This is a genomic window from Escherichia sp. MOD1-EC6098, from assembly GCF_002965865.1.
GTDB classification, from domain to species: domain Bacteria; phylum Pseudomonadota; class Gammaproteobacteria; order Enterobacterales; family Enterobacteriaceae; genus Escherichia; species Escherichia marmotae.
Genome location: NZ_PTSN01000086.1, coordinates 1 through 609 on the forward strand (window position 1 = coordinate 1; position 609 = coordinate 609).

General features: G+C 40.2%; 1 pseudogene. It reads right to left on the reverse strand.

Annotated elements, in window-relative coordinates:
* Positions 1-609 (reverse strand): annotated as a pseudogene (locus C0K55_RS25760) (ISAs1-like element ISEc1 family transposase); the annotation flags it as partial.

Consider the following 609-nt stretch of genomic DNA (forward strand, 5'->3'; position numbering starts at 1 on the left):
CATCTTACGTCTTAACCCTGCCTTGAATACCTTATCATTCGTCAAAATATTAATAGCGATGTGCCGTATCCCTGAAAATAATTCTGCTGCATTTCCTCTTCTTATTTTGCAGTCGTCTTCATTCATTACCACGTCCAGACGCCAGTGCAGCTTATTCTCCACGTGCCAGTGATTTCGGATCGCTGTGGCGAACTTCTCTGCGGTTAAATCAGCAGAACTGATATAATATCTGACCGTCATTTCTGGCTCTTTCTTTTGTTCTGCTATTATTGACCGAAAGGAGACTGCCACGCATAATTTCTTCAGCCCTTTCCATTCAAACGTGAAATCAATAAGTTCATCAGGGACATCGAAAACAATGTGAAGACGGATTTCTTCTCTGCCGTGACTCTTTTCACTAATTGCGTAACTGTCATGCTCTGGATTATTTAATTCTTTCAGTGGAAATTTTTCCTCAAAGGCTTTATTAAGCCGCCCCTGATTTCCTTTTACAGCGAATAAATAATCACCTCCCTGTTTTTGTATCTTCTCTGCAATATCTTTCTGGCACCCCATCGCATCAGTTGTGATAATTTTTCCTTTAATATCCAACATGTTAAGAAGTTCAGG